A 20,532-nucleotide genomic window follows, 5' to 3' on the forward strand; every position below is an offset into this window, starting at 1 on the left:
GCGTTGAAATCTGCTCCCGGCAGATTTGTCACCCGAATCACGGACTTGAGTCAGCTCATCGGGATTTTGAAGCTGCGGGCTGAATCAGCAATGTTATGGATTGATGATGACTTGATCTGCACCATCAGTCGCCGCCGCAATCACACCGATTTTCCAGGCTTTCTCACCGGATGCGGTCAGTAACTCAACGGCGATATCAGCCAGTTCTGCCGGGAGCGCAACAACCATGCCGACACCACAGTTAAAGGTGCGATACATTTCGTGGCGGCTGACATTGCCGGCTTGCTGCAACCAACTAAATACCGCAGGCCACTGCCAGCTAGCTTCATCGATAACCGCTTGAGTCCCTGCGGGTAATACCCGTGGGATGTTTTCCCAGAAGCCGCCACCAGTCAGATGAGCAATAGCATGAATATCAAGCTGCTCAATCAGGCTGAGAATGGATTTAACGTAGATTTTGGTCGGTTCCAGCAAATGGTCAGCCAGCGATTTACCATCCAACTGAGTTTGCTCAGGATTGGTGTTGCTGACTTCCAGAATTTTGCGTACCAGGGAATAACCATTGGAATGCGGGCCGCTGGCACCTAAGGCAACCAACGCATCACCCGGTGTCACTTTGCTGCCATCAATGATTTCAGACTTTTCAACTACACCAACGCAGAAACCGGCAACGTCATAATCTTCACCGTGGTACATCCCCGGCATTTCTGCGGTTTCGCCGCCAACCAGTGCACAACCTGATTGTTTACACCCTTCGGCGATACCGGTAATCACACTGGCGGCAGTATCCACATCCAGTTTACCGGTGGCAAAGTAGTCAAGGAAGAACAGCGGTTCAGCACCCTGAACCACCAGGTCATTGACACACATGGCCACTAAATCGATACCAATGGTATCGTGGCGTTTCAGGTCCATCGCCAGGCGCAGCTTAGTGCCTACGCCGTCGGTGCCTGAGACTAAAATAGGTTCACGGTATTTTTGTGGCAAAGCACACAGGGCACCGAACCCGCCCAATCCACCCATCACTTCTGGGCGACGAGTTTGTTTAACCACACCTTTTATGCGATCAACAAGGTCATTACCGGCATCGATATCTACGCCTGCGTCTTTATAGCTGAGAGAGGTTTTGTTGGTCACAGCGAGGTCCCCACGGCGGTTGGCTGTTTGAGCTTATATCCTTCATACTTGAAGCCGCAAGAGGGCTCGCTGCACGAACTCATCCAAATCACTGACTTGAGTCAGCTCATCGGGGTTCGCTTGCTGGCAGCCTACCTGCAACGCCAATTACTTTGGCTATAGGAAGAAAACGCGACAATTCTAACAGCGCAGGCAAACGTTTGCGAGTAGCTTGTGATATCACGCTGATTTTTAGCTTTCTTGACTTAAGATTGATTTTCTATTGATCTGAATCAGGCTATTCATTGTGGTGTTCAAAAAAAAAGGCGGTATAATCTCGCGATTTTTTTGGCCGTCAACCGCCTAACCAGGAGAAAAATAATGAAGATCGTTGAGGTGAAACACCCGCTAGTAAAACATAAACTTGGTTTGATGCGTGAGAATGATATCAGCACGAAGCGTTTTCGCGAGTTAGCGTCTGAAGTAGGGAGTTTGCTGACTTACGTGGCAACCGCCGATCTGGAAACTGAGAAAGTCACCATCGAGGGTTGGAACGGGCCGGTAGAGATTGAACAGATTAAAGGTAAGAAAATTACAGTGGTGCCGATCCTACGTGCTGGTTTAGGCATGATGGAAGGGGTGTTGGAAAATATACCGAGTGCCCGCATCAGCGTGGTGGGTGTCTATCGTGATGAAGAGACACTAAAACCGGTACCGTATTTCCAGAAACTGGTTGCTGATATCAACGAACGTATGGCGTTGGTTGTTGACCCTATGCTGGCAACCGGTGGTTCGATGATTGCGACTATCGATTTGCTGAAGAAAGCCGGCTGCCAGAGCATTAAAGTGTTGGTATTGGTTGCCGCACCGGAGGGTATCAAAGCGCTGGAAGAGGCGCATCCAGACGTAGAGCTGTATACCGCCGCCATCGATCAGTGCCTGAACGAACACGGTTATATCATTCCAGGTTTGGGTGATGCCGGGGATAAGATTTTCGGAACAAAATAAAAGGTCACACCATTATGCTATTCGCTTGCCATTTTGAACCTGAGCAGTGCTCGAAATCCTCACGTACTTATGATTTACAAGGTCATGGTGTACGCTCCCGGTTTCTGTGCGCTGTCCGTGTCCAAACTGCCTGTGCTCATTACCGCATACTGGAATAACCTTTAGATAGCCGACTCGATAGTCGGCTTTTTTTTGAATAACTTTTAGCATAATCATTTTTAAACACACCATTAAGAGGATAGAGAAATGAGCCGTCGCACCATCGGTGTCAGCGAGCGTCCACCGCTGCTCCAGACGATCCCCCTGAGTTTTCAACATTTGTTCGCCATGTTTGGTGCCACCGTTTTAGTTCCTATTCTATTTAAAATTAACCCGGCCACGGTGCTGCTGTTCAACGGTATCGGAACCTTGCTCTATCTGTTTATTTGTAAGGGAAAAATCCCGGCTTACCTCGGCTCAAGTTTTGCGTTTATCTCACCGGTACTGCTGCTATTACCCTTGGGATACGAAGTTGCCTTGGGCGGTTTTATCATGTGCGGCGTGCTGTTTTGTCTGGTGGCGCTGATTGTGAAAAAAGCCGGAACGGGTTGGCTGAATGTGCTGTTCCCGCCCGCGGCGATGGGGGCGATTGTTGCCGTTATCGGCCTTGAGTTAGCTGGCGTTGCTGCGGGTATGGCCGGATTATTGCCCGCCCAAGGTGTGACAGTAGATTCAACCACTATCATCATTTCAATGGTGACGTTAGGGGTAACCATTCTGGGATCGGTGCTGTTCCGTGGCTTCTTCGCCATTATCCCTATTTTGATCGGTGTGTTGGTCGGTTATGCTTTGTCATTCGTGATGGGGGTGGTTGATTTAACCCCAATTAGTCAGGCCCATTGGTTTGCCTTACCGACGTTTTATACCCCACGTTTTGAATGGTTCGCTATTTTAACCATCTTGCCTGCGGCGCTGGTGGTTATTGCTGAACATATCGGTCACTTGGTGGTGACTGCTAATATCGTGAAAAAAGATTTGATTCGCTCACCCGGTCTGCATCGCTCGATGTTTGCCAACGGTATTTCGACGGTGATTTCCGGCTTCTTTGGCTCAACCCCCAATACCACGTATGGTGAGAATATCGGTGTTATGGCGATCACCCGTGTTTACAGTACTTGGGTGATCGGTGGCGCTGCGATTCTGGCGATCATGCTGTCTTGTATCGGTAAATTGGCTGCTGCCATTCAAGCGGTGCCGGTACCGGTGATGGGCGGTGTTTCACTACTGCTGTACGGTGTTATTGCCGCATCAGGTATCCGCGTGCTGATCGAGTCAAAAGTTGACTATAACAAAGCACAAAACCTGATCTTAACCTCCGTTATCCTGATCATCGGGGTGAGTGGCGCGAAAGTGAACATCGGCGCAACCGAACTGAAAGGCATGGCTTTGGCAACGGTTGTGGGGATTGGCTTGAGCCTGCTGTTTAAAGTGATCAGTCTGATTCGCCCTGAAGAAGAGATTATTGACGCCCAGGAGGACGAGTCCACACGTTAATATCGGTGCAATAAAAAGTGATATCTGGCCGGGCGGTTATTGTGGGTTCGGCCAGTTTTTCGCTTCAGATCAGGTTTTTATGCTGTTGTTAATTTTTGTGGTAAGCTTGCCACGTTTTCCCGCCCGTTTTGTTGGTTGAGGTGCTTCTGAATACGCCGGCACAGCTTTCACTGCCACTCTATCTTCCCGATGATGAAACTTTTGCCAGTTTTTATCCGGGGGAGAACCCGTCCCTGTTAGCGGCGATCCAGTCCACTGTTCATCAGTCCCACGGCAGTTATATCTATTTTTGGTCGCGCGAAGGCGGTGGTCGGAGTCATCTATTACATGCAGCTTGTGCGGAGTTATCGCAAAAAGGCGAGGCGGTAGGCTATGTCCCGCTCGATAAACGCGCTTATTTTGTGCCTGAAGTATTAGATGGTATGGAGCAGTTGGCGCTGGTGTGTATTGATAACATTGAGTGTATCGCGGGCGATGAGCAGTGGGAAATGGCGATATTTAATCTCTATAACCGCATTGTTGAAACCGGCCGCACCCGTTTATTGATTACCGGTGATCGCCCACCACGGCAATTAAATCTCGGTTTGCCTGATTTAGCTTCACGTCTGGATTGGGGGCAGATCTATAAATTGCAGCCGTTGTCGGATGATGAAAAATTGCAGGCTTTACAGTTACGTGCCAAATTGCGTGGTTTTGAATTACCCGAAGACGTTGGCCGTTTCTTGCTAAAACGGTTGGATCGGGAAATGCGCACACTGTTTATGACCCTGGATCAACTTGATCGGGCCTCTATCACCGCCCAGCGTAAGCTCACCATTCCTTTTGTAAAAGAAACTCTTAGCCTTTAATACCCTTCCTTTGGCAAGTGGTAGGGGCGCTGCGTTGGTGACTCGGCCCTTCCATCGGCCTCGCTTCGATACGCAGCGTTCAATCATGGGTTGCAATCAAGTTACGGTAAAATCTCAAGCACCTGCTCTGGCGGGCGGCCGATACGTGCCTGGCCGTTATAAACCACAATCGGGCGCTCGATAAGTTTTGGATTATCGCTCATCGCTTGCAGTAACTGATCCTGCGTCAATGTCTCATCTGCCAAATTCAGTGTTTGGTAGAGATCTTCTTTGGTGCGCATAAGCTGCCGCGCGTCATGAAAGCCGAGTTGTTGCAGTAACGCTTTTAACCCCGCCACAGACGGTGGATTGTCTAAATATAATATGACCTGTGGCTGAATCCCCTGCTGTTCAACCAGTGCGAGTGTTTCCCGGCTTTTAGAGCAGCGTGGATTATGATAAAACGTGACATCTTTCATGATAAATTTCCTTAAGACTTCTGGTATTTCTGGAAGCGCTTATCTAGCTGGCGTAACTGGTCAATGCGCGCATCATAACGCGCCTGTTCCAGACTCCCCAATTTCACCCGAGCACTGGCATCGCTGAGCAGGCCGATGGCCTGTGGCAATTTGCCGCTCAAAGCCAGGCTCTCTGCCCGAGCAGCCAGTTCCTGATCACGTAAACCCAGTGCAGCAGCTGCCTGGGCTAACAGATCCCAGCCATTAGGGTCGTTTGGATTAGCAAAGGTGTAGCGATTTAGTATCTTGACTGCCGCTGCCGGTTGGCCACCTTGGACATAAGCGTTGGCCAGGTTCAATTGCAACACCGGCTCATCATTTTGTTTAGCGGTTGCCGCTTGCAGGCGGGCAATGGCGGCGGCGGCTTTGTTTTGCCCCAGATCAATATCAGTCATCAAATCAAGGAACCAAATATTGCCCGGTTGTTGCGCTAACAGGGGCTGTAACAGATTGCGGGCTTCATCGTACTTTTTGGCCTGATACCACAAAATGGCCTGACCGTATTTGGCCGCCAATTGCTCGCGCACCGTGCCTTTACTCAATGTTTCCAGTAGGTCTGGCGTGAGGCTGTTCTCAGTTGAGCCATACATGCCCAGAATACGAACTTTGGCGAATAAATAATCTTGTGATGACGCGATAGGGTGCGGTTTCATCTGATTAGCACGGTTACGCGCATCAGATAAACGGCTATCTGGTAAGGGGTGAGTCAGCAGCATTTCCGGTGGTTTTGATGTATATCGTGACTGATCGGCTAACTTTTGCAGGAAGTTAGGCATGGCCTGCGGATCAAACCCCGAACGCTGTAATACCTGAATACCTATACGGTCAGCTTCCTGTTCGTTGCCTTGAGTAAAGCTGATGACGCCTTGTTGAGCGCCTGCTAACGTACCGCTCAAACCCGCCATCCCTGCTTGTGGGCTGGCCATGGTTAACAGAATAGAACCTAGTACCCCGACCCACGTCAGCGGCGCCATTCTTTGCTGTTCTTCCATCGCGCGCGCCAGATGGCGTTGAGTCACATGAGATATTTCATGTGCTAATACAGATGCTAGTTCACTTTCGTTTTCGGTATAGCGGAACAGGGCAGAGTGGAGTACCACATTGCCACCGAAGAAAGCAAAAGCGTTAATTTGATCGTTATTCACTAAATAGAAATGAAACGGCGTACGTACTGAGTAGGCATTGGCGACCAGCCGATTACCCAGCGTATTGATATATTGAGTCAATAGCGGGTCATAAATCAGCGGGGTGCTGGCGCGCATTTGGCGGACATAAAAATCCCCCATTGCCTTTTCCTGATCGATACTCAAAGTGGCACCCGCAGAGGTACCAATATCGGGCAGCAGGTCTTGTGTCTCAGCGCTGGCAGGTATTGTGCCAGTGAGCAGCAAGCTACTGAGTAGTGTGGCGATCATTGTCTTACTTAACCGACCTGTTTTAGTTAACCGATAAGTCATAAACGAGGCTGCCCTTGCTAATGTAATGACAATTAGACTCCGAGATGTGTAAGAGTTCTTCTTCCTTACTCTACTCTCCAGTACAATTGGGTATAGATCACATAAATAGCATCAAATACGTCAAAGGTTAAGCTCAACCTCCGTGCTGAGGCCCGCAACTATCTTAGCCAGCATGTGGAGATAAGGGAACGTCTGACGAAAACAATTTACCTTCGTTATGTCCCTGCATGTCGGGGCGGTTAAAGGGATCGACTAATTTGTCGATCTCTCATGGCACTTAAGGAGCAATTACGGATGCTAGAGCTGTTGTTACAGTGGTATCGTCGGCGTTTTACCGACCCGCAGGTTATCGCTTTATTGGTTATTCTGTTGGCTGGATTCTGCATTCTCTACTTCTTCAGTGGCATTTTGGCTCCTCTGCTGGCGGCGATCGTGTTGGCGTATTTGTTAGAATGGCCAACCGCCCGATTACAACGTATTGGTTGTTCTCGCCCATGGGCGGCCAGTATCGTACTGGTGATTTTCGGTGGTATCACACTACTGGCGGTATTTGTTGTGGCGCCAACGGTGTGGCAACAGGGCAATAATCTGATATCAGACATGCCGAAAATGCTAAATAAATTCAATGCGTTTGCTCAGACGTTACCTGCGCGTTATCCCGCGCTGGTGGATGCCGGCATTGTCGATATGATGGCAGAAAATCTGCGAAGCAAGCTGTCGGGGATGGGGGAGTCCGTGGTTAAAATCTCTCTCGCTTCATTGATAGGTTTACTGACATTGGCAATTTATTTGATTCTGGTGCCACTGATGCTGTTTTTCCTGCTCAAAGATAAAGAGCAGATGCTGAATGCAGTACGGCGTATTTTACCGCGTAATCGCGGTCTGGCTGGGCAAGTCTGGCTGGAAATGAACCAGCAGATAACCAATTATATTCGTGGCAAAGTATTGGAGATGGTGATTGTTGGCATCGCCACGTATTTAGTGTTCTTTGTTATGGGCATGAATTACGCGCTGTTACTGGCGGTGTTAGTCGGCTTCTCGGTACTGATCCCTTATATTGGCGCAGTGATTGTCACTATTCCAGTGGTGTTGGTGGCGTTATTCCAGTGGGGGGTTGGGGCCGATTTCTGGACACTTTTTATCGCCTATTTGGTAGTACAAGGGCTGGATGGTAACTTGCTGGTGCCGGTACTGTTCTCTGAGGCCGTAAACCTGCATCCTTTGGTGATTATTCTGTCAGTGATCATTTTTGGCGGCATGTGGGGCTTTTGGGGGGTATTTTTTGCTATCCCGTTAGCTACGCTGGTGAAAGCGGTTATTCATGCCTGGCCGGAGGAGTTTATCCCCGACGCAGATTAACTATCCCCTGTGCCCTTGATGCCGCAGCGGTGTTAGCTGGCTGCGTTGCTGCAACAGCAATGGCTTTGGGGAACATTCGATTTATTGCCAATAAAAAGAGCGCTTGAGCGCTCTTTTTTTGCAACTTATCGGCCAGGGCCAGGGTGTGATGACTCAGGCACTTTGGCGCAAGTAATCCATTACGATATCGTGGTGGTTGGTGGTTTTGAAATTATCAAACACATGCTCCACCTTACCGTCGGCATCAATTAAGAAACTGATACGGTGGATACCGTCGTAGGTTTTACCCATAAAGCTTTTTTCGCCCCAGACACCAAACTGCTCTGCAACCTGATGATCTTCATCAGACAGCAATGTGAAGTTCAGTAGCTCTTTTTCAGCGAAACGTGACAGCTTTTCAGGTTTATCGGTGCTAATTCCGAGCACTTCGACACCCGCTTTCTTCAATTCATCCATGTTGTCGCGCAGACCGCAGGCCTGAACAGTACAGCCTGGTGTCATGGCTTTAGGGTAGAAGTAGACCAAGACACGTTGTCCCTGGAAGTCGGCCAAACTAATCTGCTCGCCATCTTGGTCGGGCAAACTAAACTTCGGCGCTATATCACCGGCTTTCAATGGGCTCATTACTAACTCTCCATTCGTGAGTCATGCTGTGGATAGTTCACAACGCTAATACTGCCTTGCGCGTTGAGTTCTGTACATAGCTGATAAAAAGCGTGTTCAATTATCGAACTGTTTTGGCTGGCGGGACTGTGCGCACTAATCTGGATATGCAACCGAGGAGGGTTGCCACCTTCAGCCGGCTGAGTTTTGGAAACCAACTCGGCGATATTCATATTGTGACAATGAAACAAGTTGGTAAACCGTTCAATAATATGGGGGGAGTCATTGACTTCAACTTTTACCCATACTGTGGCAGGCATCGCTTTTTGGTCCTGGGCATTGGTTCGCTTCATCACAATCAGCAAATCAAGCTCTGCCCCTTTTTGCGGTAAGGTGGATTCCAGTAGGGTAATCGCATTCCAACTGCCTGAAAGCAGCATAATAAATGTGAACTCCTCACCGAACATGGCTAGCCGGCTATCTTCAATATTACAACCGCAGCTACTGACATGGCGGGTGATGGTATTCACGATTCCTGGGCGGTCAGCACCCAGTGCGGTAATGACCAGATAATGTTCATCAAGCTGCGGCAAAATCGCTCTTCCTGTCATGCTCTTTGGGGTTACCATGGTAAACATAAAAAAAACCTGCTGCCAAGCGCTTACAACACAGTTGTTTGCTTGCTTTTGGATAGAGGTCAAAAGTACCATGAGGAACTTGTTTAAGGAGGGGGTGGGCAATGTTTACGGGAAGTCCAATGTTTACAGGAAGCATAGTTGCACTGGTAACGCCGATGGACGACAAAGGTGCGGTCGATCGTGCAAGCCTGAAGAAACTGATTGATTACCATGTAACCAGTGGTACTGCGGCGATTGTCTCCGTGGGCACAACTGGTGAGTCTGCAACACTGAACCATGACGAACATGTCGATGTGGTCATGCAAACGCTCGAACTGGCCGACGGCCGAATCCCAGTCATTGCCGGAACCGGCGCTAATGCCACCTCCGAAGCAATTTCTCTCACCCAACGGTTTAATAATACCGGTGTGGTGGGATGTTTGACTGTCACGCCATATTATAATCGGCCAATGCAGGAAGGGTTATATCAACACTTCAAAGCGATTGCTGAAAGTACCGATTTGCCACAAATTCTCTATAATGTGCCTTCGCGTACCGGTTGCGATATGTTACCGCCGACCATTGCTCGCTTAGCCAAAATTAAAAATATTGTTGCTGTTAAAGAAGCAACAGGGAACTTAAGTCGGGTTAGTCAGATCCAAGTGCTGGTTGATGATGAAGATTTCATCCTGCTCAGTGGTGACGATGCGAGCGGACTGGACTTTATGCAACTGGGCGGCAAAGGGGTTATTTCGGTGACAGCGAACATTGCTGCGCGCGAAATGGCTGAACTTTGTGACTTGGCTGCACAGGGTAACTTTGCAGAAGCACGCCGTTTGAATCAGCGCTTGATGCCGTTGCATCAGCATTTATTTGTAGAAGCAAACCCAATTCCGGTGAAATGGGCCGCGAAGAAGCTGGGATTAATGGCGAATGACACTCTTCGTCTGCCAATGACCCCACTGACTGACCCGGCTAAACGGATTGTGGAAGATGCGCTGAAAAGCGCAGGTTTGCTGTAACTCTTAGGGAAATTTGATGGCAATAACATTGCAAAAGTCGACGGTGGTAACGGTAGTGGGTGTTTCGCTGGCAATGCTGCTGGCAGGTTGCTCCACTGACCAACGCTACAAACGCCAGGTTGGCGGTGACGAGTCTTATCTTGAAGCTCCGGGGCTAAAGCCGCTTAACTCACCAGCAGGGATGATTCTGCCGATACAAAATGGTGAGTTTGATATCCGTTCCGTCAACTCTCAAGGTGCTGTGGGCAAACAGTTGGACATCCGTCCTCCGGTACAACCACTGGCATTGCTTAGCGGTTCTCGCGCTGAAAATGCTAACGATACCAGCAAGCTATTGTTAGAAAATAGCCCGCAAAACCGTAATCTTTGGGCGCAAGTTACCCGCGTTCTACAGGATAAAAACTGGGCGATAGCCAGCCGTCAGGATGCCAGCCAAACGTTGACAACTGACTGGGTCAAATGGAATCGTGCAGATGAAGACGTGCAGTTTGAAGGCCGTTATCAGATAAGCGTGCAGGAGCAAGGTTATCAGTTAGTGTTAGTGGTGAAATCTCTTGCTTTACAGCAAGGTGGGCAACCGGTCACCAGCTATACCGAAATCCAGCGCTACAACGGTGCAATGCTGAATGCCATTATCGAAGGTCTGGATAAGGTGCGTTCTGATAGCGAAAGCAGTCAGGCTTCCCGTAAAGTCGGCACGCTAGATGTTCAAAGCGGCAGCGATGATACTGGTTTACCGCAACTGATTGTACGTGCCCCTTATGCTGTATTGTGGGAACGTCTGCCAGCCGCCCTTGAGAAGATTGGCATGAAGGTTACTGATCGTAGCCGTCCACAAGGTTCGATTAACGTTACCAATAAATCCATGAGTAGCGGCAGTTGGGATGCGTTGGGTGCCAAAGACCCTGAATTGCCAGAAGGCGATTATAAGTTACAGGTTGGTGATCTCGATAACCGCAGTAGCTTACAGTTCATCGGTCCGAAAGGGCATACTCTGACTCAGTCTCAGAACGATGCTCTGGTCGCGGTGTTCCAGGCAGCATTTAGCCAAACTGGTGCTACAAGTACCAAATAAAACCAAAGGGGCTTCGGCCCCTTTAAACCCGTCATACTTCAAGCTGCATGTGCGTTGGCGACGTTCAATCACCCGAGTCACTTACAACACAGTAAGCTCATCGGGATTATGAGCCTCTAATGAGGCTCACCCTGCGGGCCAGCGCAGGCGCTGTTCAAAATGGTTTACAACCAATTTGTCACTCGCTTGCCGCCTTCCTGCAACTCGAATTATTTAGGGTTTAGTCATTTTATAGCGAGTTATATTTTCACATTACTGGAGTAATTAAGATGCAAAAGCTAGCTGAGTTGTATCGTGGGAAGGCGAAGACCGTCTATACCACCGAAAATCCTGACCTGTTGGTATTGGAGTTCCGTAACGATACGTCAGCACTGGATGGTCAGCGCATTGAACAATTCGATCGTAAGGGAATGGTAAATAACAAATTTAACTATTTCATTATGACTAAATTGGAAGAAGCCGGTATTCCAACGCAAATGGAACGCTTGCTGTCAGATACCGAAGTGTTGGTCAAAAAACTGGAAATGATCCCAGTTGAGTGTGTTATCCGTAACCGTGCCGCAGGCTCGTTGGTAAAACGCTTAGGAATAGAAGAAGGTTTGCAACTGAACCCACCACTGTTCGACCTGTTTTTGAAAAACGATGCTATGCATGACCCAATGGTCAATGAGTCTTATTGCAAGACCTTTGGCTGGGCGACAGAAGCACAATTGGCCCGCATGAAAGAGCTGAGCTATCTGGCGAATGATGTGTTGAGTAAACTGTTTGATGATGCCGGTTTAATCCTGGTGGACTTCAAGTTGGAGTTCGGTTTGTTCGGTGATGAAGTGGTTTTGGGTGATGAGTTCTCACCTGATGGCAGCCGTTTATGGGATAAGGAAACCCTGAACAAGATGGACAAAGACCGTTACCGTCAAAGCCTGGGTGGTTTGATTGAAGCCTACGAAGAAGTTGCACACCGTATCGGCGTAAAATTAGACTAACCGCGCAATCGATTCCGTTTTGTCTGGCGCAGGGGAGATAGTCGCTATCTCCCCCATGCTTTTCTTTCTTAACGCTACAGCATTATTAGCGATGTTCACCACTCAGCCCCTCTCTGGGCCAGCCGCAGCAAGCAGCGTTTAGTTTAGCTCCAGACAGATTTGTCTCTCACTTGCCGCCTCCGCTAAGTACTTTGAGCATGTATTTGAATGCCCAACTCCGCTAATAACACCAATCATTTAAGCTTTTAATGGTATTAGCTCAACAGATTTCCTACGATAATATGTAAGGAAAATATCTGGGAGTATTGCTATGCGTTGGCAAGGTCGTCGTGAAAGTGACAATGTAGAAGATAGGCGCGGGGATGCATCCGGGGGCGGTGGTGGGTTCCGGCCTCCGATTGGTGGCAAGGGCGGTATTGTTATTCTCATTGTGGTGTTGGTTGCGGGCTACTACGGGGTTGACTTGACCCCGTTGTTAAATGGCAGTGATCCGATGTCACAAACTCAAACACAGCCACGTTCTCCAAGTTCAGTCAGCACTAAAGATGACCAATATGCCAAATTCACCTCGGTCGTTCTGGCGGATACAGAAGACGCCTGGAAACCTATTTTCCAAAAGATGGGGCGTACCTATCAGGAGCCTAAACTGGTGATGTATCGTGGTGCAACGCGCACCGGTTGCGGTACCGGTCAGTCCGTTATGGGACCGTTTTATTGCCCAGCAGATAGCACGGTTTATATCGACTTATCTTTCTATGAAGATATGAAGAATAAACTGGGTGCGGGGGGCGACTTTGCTCAGGCCTATGTGATTGCTCATGAAGTTGGCCACCATGTGCAGCATTTGATGGGTATTGATACTAAAGTGCGTCAGCAGCAGCAGGGTGCATCTCAGGCTGAAGCTAATCGCCTCTCGGTCAAAATGGAATTGCAGGCGGACTGTTTTGCCGGCGTGTGGGGCAAAGCCATGGAAGACCAGCAGGTGTTGGAAGTGGGTGATTTACAAGCGGCACTAAATGCGGCACAGGCGATTGGGGATGATCGCTTACAGCAGCAAAGGCAAGGGCGTGTCGTTCCTGATAGCTTCACTCATGGCACATCACAACAGCGCTATACCTGGTTTAAACGTGGTTTCGATAGCGGTGATCCTAATAGCTGCAACACGTTCTCCACCCGTTAAACTGATCAGCTAAAATCATTGGCGTTACAGCGAACAGCGCTGTAGCGTCAGGTACGAAAAGTATAAATAGATTATCATAAGACCACTTTCCTCTTACCGGCACGCTAGCTGCCGGCATTTATTGCAAGGCAGGGATAACCATGGCCGCTCTTGATCCAACTTTATTGATTCTATTGGCGTTGGCTGCGCTTGGCATCATTAGCCACAATATGACCGTCACATTAGCTATTCTGACACTACTCGCCATTCGTATTACTCCGTTAAATCAGTTTTTCCCATGGATAGAAAAGTATGGCTTAACCATCGGTATTTTGATTCTGACCATTGGCGTGATGACGCCGATTGCCAGTGGTAAAATTAGCGCCAGCGAGGTGCTGCACTCCTTTGTGCAGTGGAAATCGATATTAGCCATTGTGGTCGGGGTTGCGGTCTCTTGGTTAGGTGGCCGTGGCGTGTCGTTGATGACTCACCAACCGTCCGTGGTGGCAGGGCTATTGGTCGGAACGGTACTGGGGGTTGCGTTATTTAGAGGCGTTCCGGTTGGGCCGTTGATCGCCGCGGGCTTGCTTTCACTGGTGATCGGTAAATCGTAACGTGATCGATCAAATTGTGCTCAGCCAACCACTAATGGCACGGCAGGGGATACGGCGTTTACTGGTCCTCAGCGGTTGCGCGGATTGGTCGCGCCAGCAGGCATTAAATCTGCGTCAGCAATTGCCGGGTGATTGGTTATGGATAGCAGAACAGGCCGCTGACACTGGCAATGCAATTCACCCGACAGCGGCAAAAACCTTACTCGGGCAGGAAGGGTTACATGGCGTATTTGATGCCACCGATGGTTTGAATACCGAAGCACTGGCGGTGCTGGCCGGCGCATTGCAAGCTGGTAGCTGGCTGGTGCTGCTAGTGCCGCAGTGGGATAGGTGGCCGTGCTTACCAGACGCTGATAGTTTGCGCTGGAGTGAACAACTCACCCCCATCACTACACCGAATTTTATTCACCATCTGCAACGTCAACTTCAGGCTGATCCTGATGTTATTTTGTGGCAACAGAACCAGCCGCTATCCATGCCTATGCTGTACTCTCGCCCAGAATGGCAGCAGCCCGACGGTTCCCCTACCACGGAACAGCATACTATCCTTCAACGCCTGATGCAGGCAGAACGCGGCACTTGGGTGCTGACGGCAGCCCGTGGGCGCGGTAAATCGACGCTGGCCGGTATGTTGGTAGCGCAGTGGCCCGGTTGCTGCTGGGTCACCGGGCCGGGTAAAGCAGCCACACAAGTGCTGAATCAGTGCGCGGGAGAACGAGCGCACTTCTGGGCGCCAGATGCACTATTAGACTACTGTCGGTTAAACGATGTCAGCGGAATTGACTGGTTATTGATTGATGAGGCTGCGGCTATCCCTGCCACACTCCTATCGGCGTTATTGGTGTACTTCCCACGGGCATTATTAACCACCACCGTGCAGGGTTACGAAGGCACCGGGCGTGGTTTCTTGTTGAAGTTCTGTACAACACTACACGATTGGCACCCTTTGGCGCTAACAGACCCTATTCGTTGGGCCAGCGGTGATCCGCTAGAGCGTGTCGTGGATGAAGTTATGCTATTTGACGATGAGCTACCGCGCCGCGAATCTCTCTCAGCGTCAGTCGATATTATGCCCTGTAAGCAGCGCGATTGGCTGCACTACCCCGAATTGCTGCGACGTTTTTATGGTTTGCTTGCCAGTGCGCATTATCGCACCACCCCCCTTGATTTGCGGCGTTTGATGGATGCGCCAGGGATGCATTTTTCTGCGGCCAGGGTGGCTGATTCAGTCATTGGTGCACTGTGGCTGGTGGATGAGGGGGGGCTTAGCAGTGCATTAGCCCATGCCGTTTGGGCAGGGAAACGGCGGCCAAAGGGGAGTTTGGTGGCTCAGTCACTGGCGGCTCATAGTGGGCAATGGCATGCACCCACCTTACGGTCGCGGCGAATCAGTCGAGTCGCGGTAGCACCGTCATGGCGGCGGCAGGGGATAGCACTACAGATGATTGCCGCCGAGCTTGCGCGTGGGCAGCGCGAGAGGCTTGATTATATTTCAGTCAGTTTTGGTTATACCCCCGAATTAGAACGCTTTTGGCGTGCCTGCGGCTTTCATCTGGTGCGTATTGGTAGCCATAAGGAAGCCAGCAGCGGCTGTTATGCGGCAATGGCGATATTACCCCTGAGTATAGCGGGACAATCGCTCTGTGAGGCAGCACGGCAGCAATTAGAGCGTGATTGGTATTGGTTGCAGCAATGGGTCGACATTCCAACGCCCTTATCGCTATCCCAGCCTCAACAACCTGACATTGCCTTAAATGACGACGACTGGCGTGAACTGGCTGGTTTTGCCTTTGCTTTTCGGCCGTTAGAGGCGAGTTTACCCGCACTACAGCGTTTGTTATTACGCAGTCAATTACCCCTTCCCGCATTACGGTATTATTTACAGCAGGGTATTTCGCCCGCGCAGATTGTTAACAATCTAGCCCTAACAGGGCGAAAAGCATTAGTGGCGCGGTGGCGGCAAGAGGCAGCCGAGGGGATGGCAGAGGATTGATGACAGTTATCTTTTATTGTCTTAAAACTCAATTTCTCATGATGTGGCGAAGAGGCTCTTAGGGTAAGGTATTCGCCATATTCAGGATGAGTATAGCGAGGATATCCACCGAGTCAGATCCAGCATCCGCCGTTACCTTCAATAATTCCCACCAACTCCATCAATAAAACCCAATATCTCTGCGAAACCAGCAGCGTATAGTAACGTTATTGTCATTTAATGATTAAAGGCCACTTGATGAATCAGACTTCTATCGTAGTGCAGCAACCCGCAACGCCAGAGCAATTAATACTATTGTTTCATGGTGTTGGTGATAGCGCCGCTGGAATGGCACCGGTCGGTAGCCATTTTGCACAAGCCTTTCCTCAGGCGCTGGTCGTCAGTGTTGATGGTATATTCGCCAGCAACATGGGGAGTGGGCGTCAGTGGTTCTCAGTGCAAGGTGTTACTGAAGATAATCGTCAGGAGCGAGTTGATGCAGTGATGTCGCAATTCATTGATATTATACGTTATTGGCAACAGAAGAGTGGCCTTGGGGCACAGCAGACCACCCTGGTCGGTTTTTCGCAGGGCACGATTATGTCATTGGAGGGGGTGAAAGCTCAGCCGCAGTTAGCCGGGCAAGTTATGGCGTTTAGTGGCCGTTTTGCAACATTACCACAGCAACCCATCGCTGACGTGGTGATCCATTTTATTCATGGTGAGCAGGATGGGGTGATTCGTGTGGAACATGCCAAGGCTGCAACCAGTAGCTTAATGGCTTTGGGCAGCCGCGTAACACTGAGTCTGGATGCCAATACCGGGCATGGTATTAATCAACCGATGCTCAAACTGGCTATCGACCATTTACGTGACGACCATTTGCGTGGCGACATTGTTGCGAGGTAATTCACCTTGACGAAGGGGCTGACCCCTTCGTTTGATGTGACTCGAGCTTCACTTATTTTTTCTTGTTCTTATCCGGCCAGTCGTCATCGTCGTCCCATTGCGCATTGTTATCGCGATGAGGCGGTAATTCTGGTTTGTTTTTTAAAAAGCTTTTATGATCAAGACGGCGTAACTCTTTGATACCGTTTAAGATAATACCTGCAAGCAGGATAAGTATGATCCACCAATAATCTGCTAACCAGTGCATGGTTAAGTTCCTTCCGTTGATATACCTGTCATCTTTCAAACTGCCAGTGTGGCTGCACTCAAGAACCTGAATCATCTGACTGCGTAAGAACGTCGGGATTAATCAACCTTATTCTCGCTTGCCGACTTCCTGCATCTTGAAATCTATAGGGTATGAATAAATCGCGAAAAAATCATGGGTAAATGGCTTGTCAGCCACTCACTGCCTGCCACATCCTGTGATTGCCAAGCTTCTAGTAGAATGTTGGGTGTCAGTAAATGTTCCGCCGCCGCAGCTAACGGGCGATAACTTAGGTGCCAAGGTTCTGCTGCAATACCGCCGTTGTCCTCGCTAAATGGCCGGTAAAAACCAAATTCAGCCATATGAACATCCAGCCACTGGGTCAACGGATAAAAATAGCCACTCGCTTGGTATTCCCATGGCTCCAGCTGTAATTTGGTCTCTGCGGGCAACAGGGAGGGATCGTAAATATCCAGATCACTGCCCCAGTGATGGCGGCTGGCTCCCGGGAGGGCAGACCAGCGTAAAATAGCCTCACAACGAGCCTGAGCATCAAGTTGGCAAATCTCTATCGGCTGGCTGTCTTTATCTAATACTGGTCGCTCACCGCGAAATTTACCATTCCAGATCGCTAATTGGCGGTCAAAATCGCGAAAAGTGCTGGCAGGTTGTAAATCAAACCCCGCTCGTTTAGCGGCTTGTTGCATAGCCTGAAAGGCCGCAACAGCTTGTGGTTGCAGGCGATGGTTGCCGCTTAACACCGTCAGATGATCGGTTGAACGGCCGGTAAGCATCTCTGGTGTTAATGTATTAGCTGTCATGCGATGAGCTGCTCCATAATTCGCTGATACATCCGGCTCAGTAGCTGCAAGTCAGCGGCGTGAACACATTCATTCACTTTATGGATAGTGGCATTAACCGGCCCTAACTCCACCACTTGAGCGCCCATTAACGCGATAAAACGGCCATCAGAGGTGCCCCCGGTGGTTAACAGTTGCGGCGTGATTTCAGTGTAGTGCTCAACAGCATTAATTACTGCATCGACCAGCGCACCCCTTGCGGTAAGGAAGGGTTGACCAGACAACACCCACTCGAGGGTGTAATTTAGTTGATGGCGTTCCAACAGCGCCTCTACTCGCTGCTTAATCATGCTGTCAGTCAGTTCTGTACTGAAACGGAAGTTGAACTGCACATAGAACTCACCGGGAATTACATTATTGCTGCCAGTTCCGGCATGCAAATTGGCGATCTGCATACTGGTAGCAGGGAAGAACTCATTGCCTTCATCCCATTGTGTAGCAACCAGCTCATTCAGCGCTGGTATTGCCCGGTGAACCGGATTATCCGCTAAATGAGGATAGGCCACGTGTCCTTGAATTCCATGGATACGCAAGTTGGCAGTAATAGAACCCCGGCGGCCATTTTTCACCACATCGCCGACTCGGTCAGTACTGGAGGGTTCGCCAACCAGACAGTAATCCAGCCGCTCGTTACGCGCCATCAACGCATTCACGACTTTGACCGTACCGTTAATGGCCTTGGCTTCTTCATCGGAGGTAATCATAAATGCCAACCGGCCTTTATGCTCTGGATGAGCCGCGACAAAACGTTCGGCGGCGACCACCATTGCAGCCAGTGAACCTTTCATATCGGCGGCACCACGGCCATACAGCATGCCATCACGAATGGTCGGCTCAAACGGTGGGCTGCTCCAATGGCTTTCATCACCGGTGGGGACCACATCGGTATGACCGGCAAATGCCAAGGTTTCACCTTCGCCGCGCCAGGCCCAGAAGTTAAGGGTATCGCCAAAATTCATAGGTTCTACCGTAAAACCGATAGCCTCTAAGCGCTTAATCATGATCGCCTGGCAGCCCGCATCAGAAGGGCTGAGCGACGGGCGTCTAATTAATTGTTGGGCCAGTTCGATTACCGGACAGATCATGTTATTGCACCTCGATAACGTGTTGTTTAATATTATGTTTCTTAATAAAGAGTTGATAACTTTCAATTTTGAAGCCCAGCAGCATTTCGCCATTGGTGGCTTCCAGTAGCGGGCGTTTAATTATGGCTGGCTGTTCTAGCATCAGCGCTTTGGCGGCCAGAGCATCGGTTATTGCATCACGTTGGGCTTGTGGCAATTTACGCCAGGTGGTACCGCGCGTATTGAGCAATGGTTCCCAACCCAGTTGATCGATAAAACCTTGCAGGCGTTCGTCACTCAATCCGTCTGCACGATAATCGTGAAACTGATAGGCAATACCTTGCTCTTCCAGCCAGCGGCGGGCCTTTTTTATGGTATCGCAATTTTTAATGCCATAAAGGCGCAATGATGGAGTGGCTAGGCTATCTGACATGGGAAAATAATACCTCGGCTAGAATGGCAAATCAGGTCAGCCGTATAGACGACTGCCCGGCTCAAGGGGAGCAATTTGCCCATAATGCGGGAAAATGTGATTTGAATCCAGACGGCTATGCGTTGTTGAGCGCGGCGGTAATCAGAACTGACCTGTTGATTTAGCCGATACGGTCAAGGTTAGCGGCATATTGGCGAATCGCTTTTTGGTAGAGGCTGATGTCCTGATGGCTTGAGGTTTCAGCCAGCAATATCAATAACGTAGCGACTGCCTCTTTGGTTTCACCGAGGTTATACAGTGTCATGGCACGGAATAAGGTAATCTCTTTCGCTTGTGGGAAATGGGCTAACGCGCGGTCAAATGTATCCAGTGACTCTTGATATAGCCCCAGAGCGCGATAAGTGCTGCCCAGCCCCAGATAAGCCTCCTGCAACTCTTTACCTACCAGATTGTGCTCAATAGCGGCCCGATAGAATGGGATTGCCTGCAACTCCAACCCCTGCACATCATACAGTGAGGCAATCTTATACAGCAGACTGGCGTTATCTGGTGAACGACGCAGTAAGTCCAGCGCCATTGCCACCGCATCATCATAACGGCCCAGCTCTTTTAATGAGTCGATGGAGTGTTTCATGGTTGTGCTCTGTATTTTGCCAATAACGGGTTTTGTCAAAAACGGCGTTTACCCCTATATATCTGAGCACGCTACTCTCGAATGATAAAACAGGCAAGTGATGTAATGCTGGCTGAGGAAACTCAGTGACAGGGCAAAATTCAAGATCTCTGCGACAGATCTCATTTCAACCGTTAGGTAGCTTACTTTCGATTTTGACTGTTCAAAAAATAGGCGTATAATTGGCCGCGATAATTAGAGAGGATGTTATGGTTGAATTTGAGTTAAGCACGTGGAAAGAGTTTATCGATGCTATGCTGCGTAAGGCATAAGCGAATAAACCGGCAGTAAGAGTAACTATCTTTTTGTTGTTTTAACGATTGACTTATTACACACCCAGGGGCGAAAAATCGCTCGCCAGAAAGGCAGAGACCATATTGGCTCTGCCTTTTTTATGCCCGTCATCTTGCAAACCGTAGGTGTGTTGGCGGCTCTCGTTCACCCGAATCACTGACTTGATGTCAGCTCATCGGGATTATGAGC

General features: G+C 49.6%; 21 protein-coding genes. 11 read left to right on the forward strand and 10 right to left on the reverse strand.

All coding sequences use genetic code 11. The features are described 5' to 3' along the window. Positions 1 to 93: 93 nt before the first annotated feature. Positions 94 to 1,137: a phosphoribosylformylglycinamidine cyclo-ligase gene (gene purM, locus V1956_RS08430; RefSeq protein ID WP_083163287.1), complete on the reverse strand. Its 1,044-nt coding sequence runs from the start codon at positions 1,135 to 1,137 to the stop codon at positions 94 to 96. A gap of 360 nt (positions 1,138 to 1,497) precedes the next feature. Here purM and upp point away from each other — a divergent pair, with 360 nt between their 5' ends. The 3 genes from upp to hda all read left to right on the forward strand — a co-directional run bounded on the left by upp (position 1,498) and on the right by hda (position 4,505). Further along, positions 1,498 to 2,124 carry a uracil phosphoribosyltransferase gene (gene upp / locus V1956_RS08435; RefSeq protein WP_005183956.1) on the forward strand — a complete coding sequence of 209 codons (627 nt, stop codon included), beginning with the start codon at positions 1,498 to 1,500 and terminating at the stop codon, positions 2,122 to 2,124. 246 nt (positions 2,125 to 2,370) lie between these two features. Next, positions 2,371 to 3,657, forward strand: a complete 1,287-nt coding sequence (gene uraA, locus V1956_RS08440; RefSeq protein WP_420070844.1) for a uracil permease — start codon at positions 2,371 to 2,373, stop codon at positions 3,655 to 3,657. A 140-nt stretch (positions 3,658 to 3,797) separates the two neighbouring features. After that, a complete protein-coding gene (hda, locus tag V1956_RS08445; RefSeq protein ID WP_032906019.1) occupies positions 3,798 to 4,505 on the forward strand; it encodes a DnaA inactivator Hda in 708 nt (235 codons plus the stop codon). Positions 4,506 to 4,606: 101 nt separating this feature from the next. On the opposite strand, the gene arsC is transcribed toward hda, so the two are convergent. Together arsC and V1956_RS08455 are read right to left on the reverse strand one after the other, a co-directional pair. Beyond that, entirely contained in the window at positions 4,607 to 4,963 is a 357-nt protein-coding gene (gene arsC / locus V1956_RS08450; protein ID WP_372559629.1) for an arsenate reductase (glutaredoxin), read from the reverse strand. 11 nt (positions 4,964 to 4,974) lie between these two features. Beyond that, positions 4,975 to 6,417 (reverse strand): beta-barrel assembly-enhancing protease, encoded by a 1,443-nt coding sequence (locus tag V1956_RS08455; protein ID WP_372559934.1) that lies wholly within the window; start codon positions 6,415 to 6,417, stop codon positions 4,975 to 4,977. A gap of 336 nt (positions 6,418 to 6,753) precedes the next feature. Here V1956_RS08455 and V1956_RS08460 point away from each other — a divergent pair, with 336 nt between their 5' ends. Beyond that, complete coding sequence (locus V1956_RS08460; RefSeq protein ID WP_372559628.1) at positions 6,754 to 7,818, forward strand: AI-2E family transporter; 1,065 nt, start codon at positions 6,754 to 6,756, stop codon at positions 7,816 to 7,818. A 153-nt stretch (positions 7,819 to 7,971) separates the two neighbouring features. On the opposite strand, the gene bcp is transcribed toward V1956_RS08460, so the two are convergent. Both bcp and V1956_RS08470 read right to left on the reverse strand, forming a co-directional pair. Continuing rightward, positions 7,972 to 8,442 carry a thioredoxin-dependent thiol peroxidase gene (gene bcp / locus V1956_RS08465; protein WP_372559627.1) on the reverse strand — a complete coding sequence of 157 codons (471 nt, stop codon included), beginning with the start codon at positions 8,440 to 8,442 and terminating at the stop codon, positions 7,972 to 7,974. Positions 8,443 to 8,444: 2 nt separating this feature from the next. Beyond that, entirely contained in the window at positions 8,445 to 9,014 is a 570-nt protein-coding gene (locus V1956_RS08470; protein WP_083164144.1) for a glycine cleavage system transcriptional repressor, read from the reverse strand. Between the two features lie 164 nt (positions 9,015 to 9,178). Between V1956_RS08470 and dapA the strand changes: the two genes are divergently transcribed. The 7 genes from dapA (at position 9,179) to ypfH (ending at position 16,772) form a co-directional block, all read left to right on the forward strand. Beyond that, positions 9,179 to 10,060, forward strand: coding sequence for a 4-hydroxy-tetrahydrodipicolinate synthase (dapA, locus tag V1956_RS08475; protein WP_372559626.1), 882 nt, complete (start codon positions 9,179 to 9,181; stop codon positions 10,058 to 10,060). 16 nt (positions 10,061 to 10,076) lie between these two features. Continuing rightward, positions 10,077 to 11,135: an outer membrane protein assembly factor BamC gene (gene bamC, locus V1956_RS08480; protein ID WP_083163303.1), complete on the forward strand. Its 1,059-nt coding sequence runs from the start codon at positions 10,077 to 10,079 to the stop codon at positions 11,133 to 11,135. Between the two features lie 269 nt (positions 11,136 to 11,404). Next, positions 11,405 to 12,118, forward strand: coding sequence for a phosphoribosylaminoimidazolesuccinocarboxamide synthase (purC, locus tag V1956_RS08485; RefSeq protein WP_083163306.1), 714 nt, complete (start codon positions 11,405 to 11,407; stop codon positions 12,116 to 12,118). Between the two features lie 310 nt (positions 12,119 to 12,428). After that, on the forward strand, positions 12,429 to 13,298 hold the full coding sequence (ypfJ, locus tag V1956_RS08490; protein ID WP_083163309.1) for a KPN_02809 family neutral zinc metallopeptidase: 870 nt from the start codon (positions 12,429 to 12,431) through the stop codon (positions 13,296 to 13,298). 140 nt (positions 13,299 to 13,438) lie between these two features. Beyond that, positions 13,439 to 13,891 (forward strand): DUF441 domain-containing protein, encoded by a 453-nt coding sequence (locus V1956_RS08495; RefSeq protein WP_004876835.1) that lies wholly within the window; start codon positions 13,439 to 13,441, stop codon positions 13,889 to 13,891. Between the two features lie 34 nt (positions 13,892 to 13,925). Further along, positions 13,926 to 15,884, forward strand: coding sequence for a tRNA(Met) cytidine acetyltransferase TmcA (locus V1956_RS08500; protein ID WP_420074596.1), 1,959 nt, complete (start codon positions 13,926 to 13,928; stop codon positions 15,882 to 15,884). 237 nt (positions 15,885 to 16,121) lie between these two features. Beyond that, on the forward strand, positions 16,122 to 16,772 hold the full coding sequence (ypfH, locus tag V1956_RS08505; RefSeq protein WP_420074594.1) for an esterase: 651 nt from the start codon (positions 16,122 to 16,124) through the stop codon (positions 16,770 to 16,772). A gap of 52 nt (positions 16,773 to 16,824) precedes the next feature. Here the strand turns inward: ypfH and V1956_RS08510 are convergent, their stop codons facing one another. From V1956_RS08510 to V1956_RS08530, 5 genes are all read right to left on the reverse strand, one after another. Continuing rightward, positions 16,825 to 17,019, reverse strand: a complete 195-nt coding sequence (locus V1956_RS08510) for a YpfN family protein (RefSeq protein ID WP_083163315.1) — start codon at positions 17,017 to 17,019, stop codon at positions 16,825 to 16,827. A gap of 143 nt (positions 17,020 to 17,162) precedes the next feature. After that, the gene (locus tag V1956_RS08515) at positions 17,163 to 17,840 is read right to left on the reverse strand and encodes a M15 family metallopeptidase (protein ID WP_083163318.1); all 678 of its coding nucleotides are present in this window, start codon (positions 17,838 to 17,840) and stop codon (positions 17,163 to 17,165) included. Next, positions 17,837 to 18,964, reverse strand: coding sequence for a succinyl-diaminopimelate desuccinylase (dapE, locus tag V1956_RS08520; protein ID WP_372559622.1), 1,128 nt, complete (start codon positions 18,962 to 18,964; stop codon positions 17,837 to 17,839). The genes V1956_RS08515 and dapE overlap by 4 nt, the downstream gene beginning before the upstream one ends. Position 18,965: 1 nt before the next feature. Beyond that, complete coding sequence (locus V1956_RS08525; RefSeq protein ID WP_420070846.1) at positions 18,966 to 19,376, reverse strand: ArsC family reductase; 411 nt, start codon at positions 19,374 to 19,376, stop codon at positions 18,966 to 18,968. 160 nt (positions 19,377 to 19,536) lie between these two features. Continuing rightward, a complete protein-coding gene (locus V1956_RS08530; RefSeq protein ID WP_372559620.1) occupies positions 19,537 to 20,010 on the reverse strand; it encodes a tetratricopeptide repeat protein in 474 nt (157 codons plus the stop codon). Positions 20,011 to 20,532: the final 522 nt, after the last annotated feature.

Source organism: Yersinia sp. 2540 StPb PI, from assembly GCF_052217165.1.
Classification (GTDB): Bacteria; Pseudomonadota; Gammaproteobacteria; order Enterobacterales; family Enterobacteriaceae; genus Yersinia; species Yersinia enterocolitica_E.

What these genes read in the sequence shown, in the direction of transcription:
- upp (WP_005183956.1), top strand. Translation starts at nt 1,498, where the DNA reads ATGAAGATCGTTGAGGTGAAACACCCGCTAGTAAAACATAAACTTGGT.
- uraA (WP_420070844.1), top strand. Translation starts at nt 2,371, where the DNA reads ATGAGCCGTCGCACCATCGGTGTCAGCGAGCGTCCACCGCTGCTCCAG.
- arsC (WP_372559629.1), bottom strand. Translation starts at nt 4,963, where the DNA reads ATGAAAGATGTCACGTTTTATCATAATCCACGCTGCTCTAAAAGCCGG.
- V1956_RS08455 (WP_372559934.1), bottom strand. Translation starts at nt 6,417, where the DNA reads ATGATCGCCACACTACTCAGTAGCTTGCTGCTCACTGGCACAATACCT.
- V1956_RS08460 (WP_372559628.1), top strand. Translation starts at nt 6,754, where the DNA reads ATGCTAGAGCTGTTGTTACAGTGGTATCGTCGGCGTTTTACCGACCCG.
- bcp (WP_372559627.1), bottom strand. Translation starts at nt 8,442, where the DNA reads ATGAGCCCATTGAAAGCCGGTGATATAGCGCCGAAGTTTAGTTTGCCC.
- dapA (WP_372559626.1), top strand. Translation starts at nt 9,179, where the DNA reads ATGTTTACAGGAAGCATAGTTGCACTGGTAACGCCGATGGACGACAAA.
- bamC (WP_083163303.1), top strand. Translation starts at nt 10,077, where the DNA reads ATGGCAATAACATTGCAAAAGTCGACGGTGGTAACGGTAGTGGGTGTT.
- purC (WP_083163306.1), top strand. Translation starts at nt 11,405, where the DNA reads ATGCAAAAGCTAGCTGAGTTGTATCGTGGGAAGGCGAAGACCGTCTAT.
- ypfJ (WP_083163309.1), top strand. Translation starts at nt 12,429, where the DNA reads ATGCGTTGGCAAGGTCGTCGTGAAAGTGACAATGTAGAAGATAGGCGC.
- V1956_RS08495 (WP_004876835.1), top strand. Translation starts at nt 13,439, where the DNA reads ATGGCCGCTCTTGATCCAACTTTATTGATTCTATTGGCGTTGGCTGCG.
- V1956_RS08500 (WP_420074596.1), top strand. Translation starts at nt 13,926, where the DNA reads ATGGCACGGCAGGGGATACGGCGTTTACTGGTCCTCAGCGGTTGCGCG.
- ypfH (WP_420074594.1), top strand. Translation starts at nt 16,122, where the DNA reads ATGAATCAGACTTCTATCGTAGTGCAGCAACCCGCAACGCCAGAGCAA.
- V1956_RS08510 (WP_083163315.1), bottom strand. Translation starts at nt 17,019, where the DNA reads ATGCACTGGTTAGCAGATTATTGGTGGATCATACTTATCCTGCTTGCA.
- V1956_RS08515 (WP_083163318.1), bottom strand. Translation starts at nt 17,840, where the DNA reads ATGACAGCTAATACATTAACACCAGAGATGCTTACCGGCCGTTCAACC.
- dapE (WP_372559622.1), bottom strand. Translation starts at nt 18,964, where the DNA reads ATGATCTGTCCGGTAATCGAACTGGCCCAACAATTAATTAGACGCCCG.
- V1956_RS08525 (WP_420070846.1), bottom strand. Translation starts at nt 19,376, where the DNA reads ATGTCAGATAGCCTAGCCACTCCATCATTGCGCCTTTATGGCATTAAA.
- V1956_RS08530 (WP_372559620.1), bottom strand. Translation starts at nt 20,010, where the DNA reads ATGAAACACTCCATCGACTCATTAAAAGAGCTGGGCCGTTATGATGAT.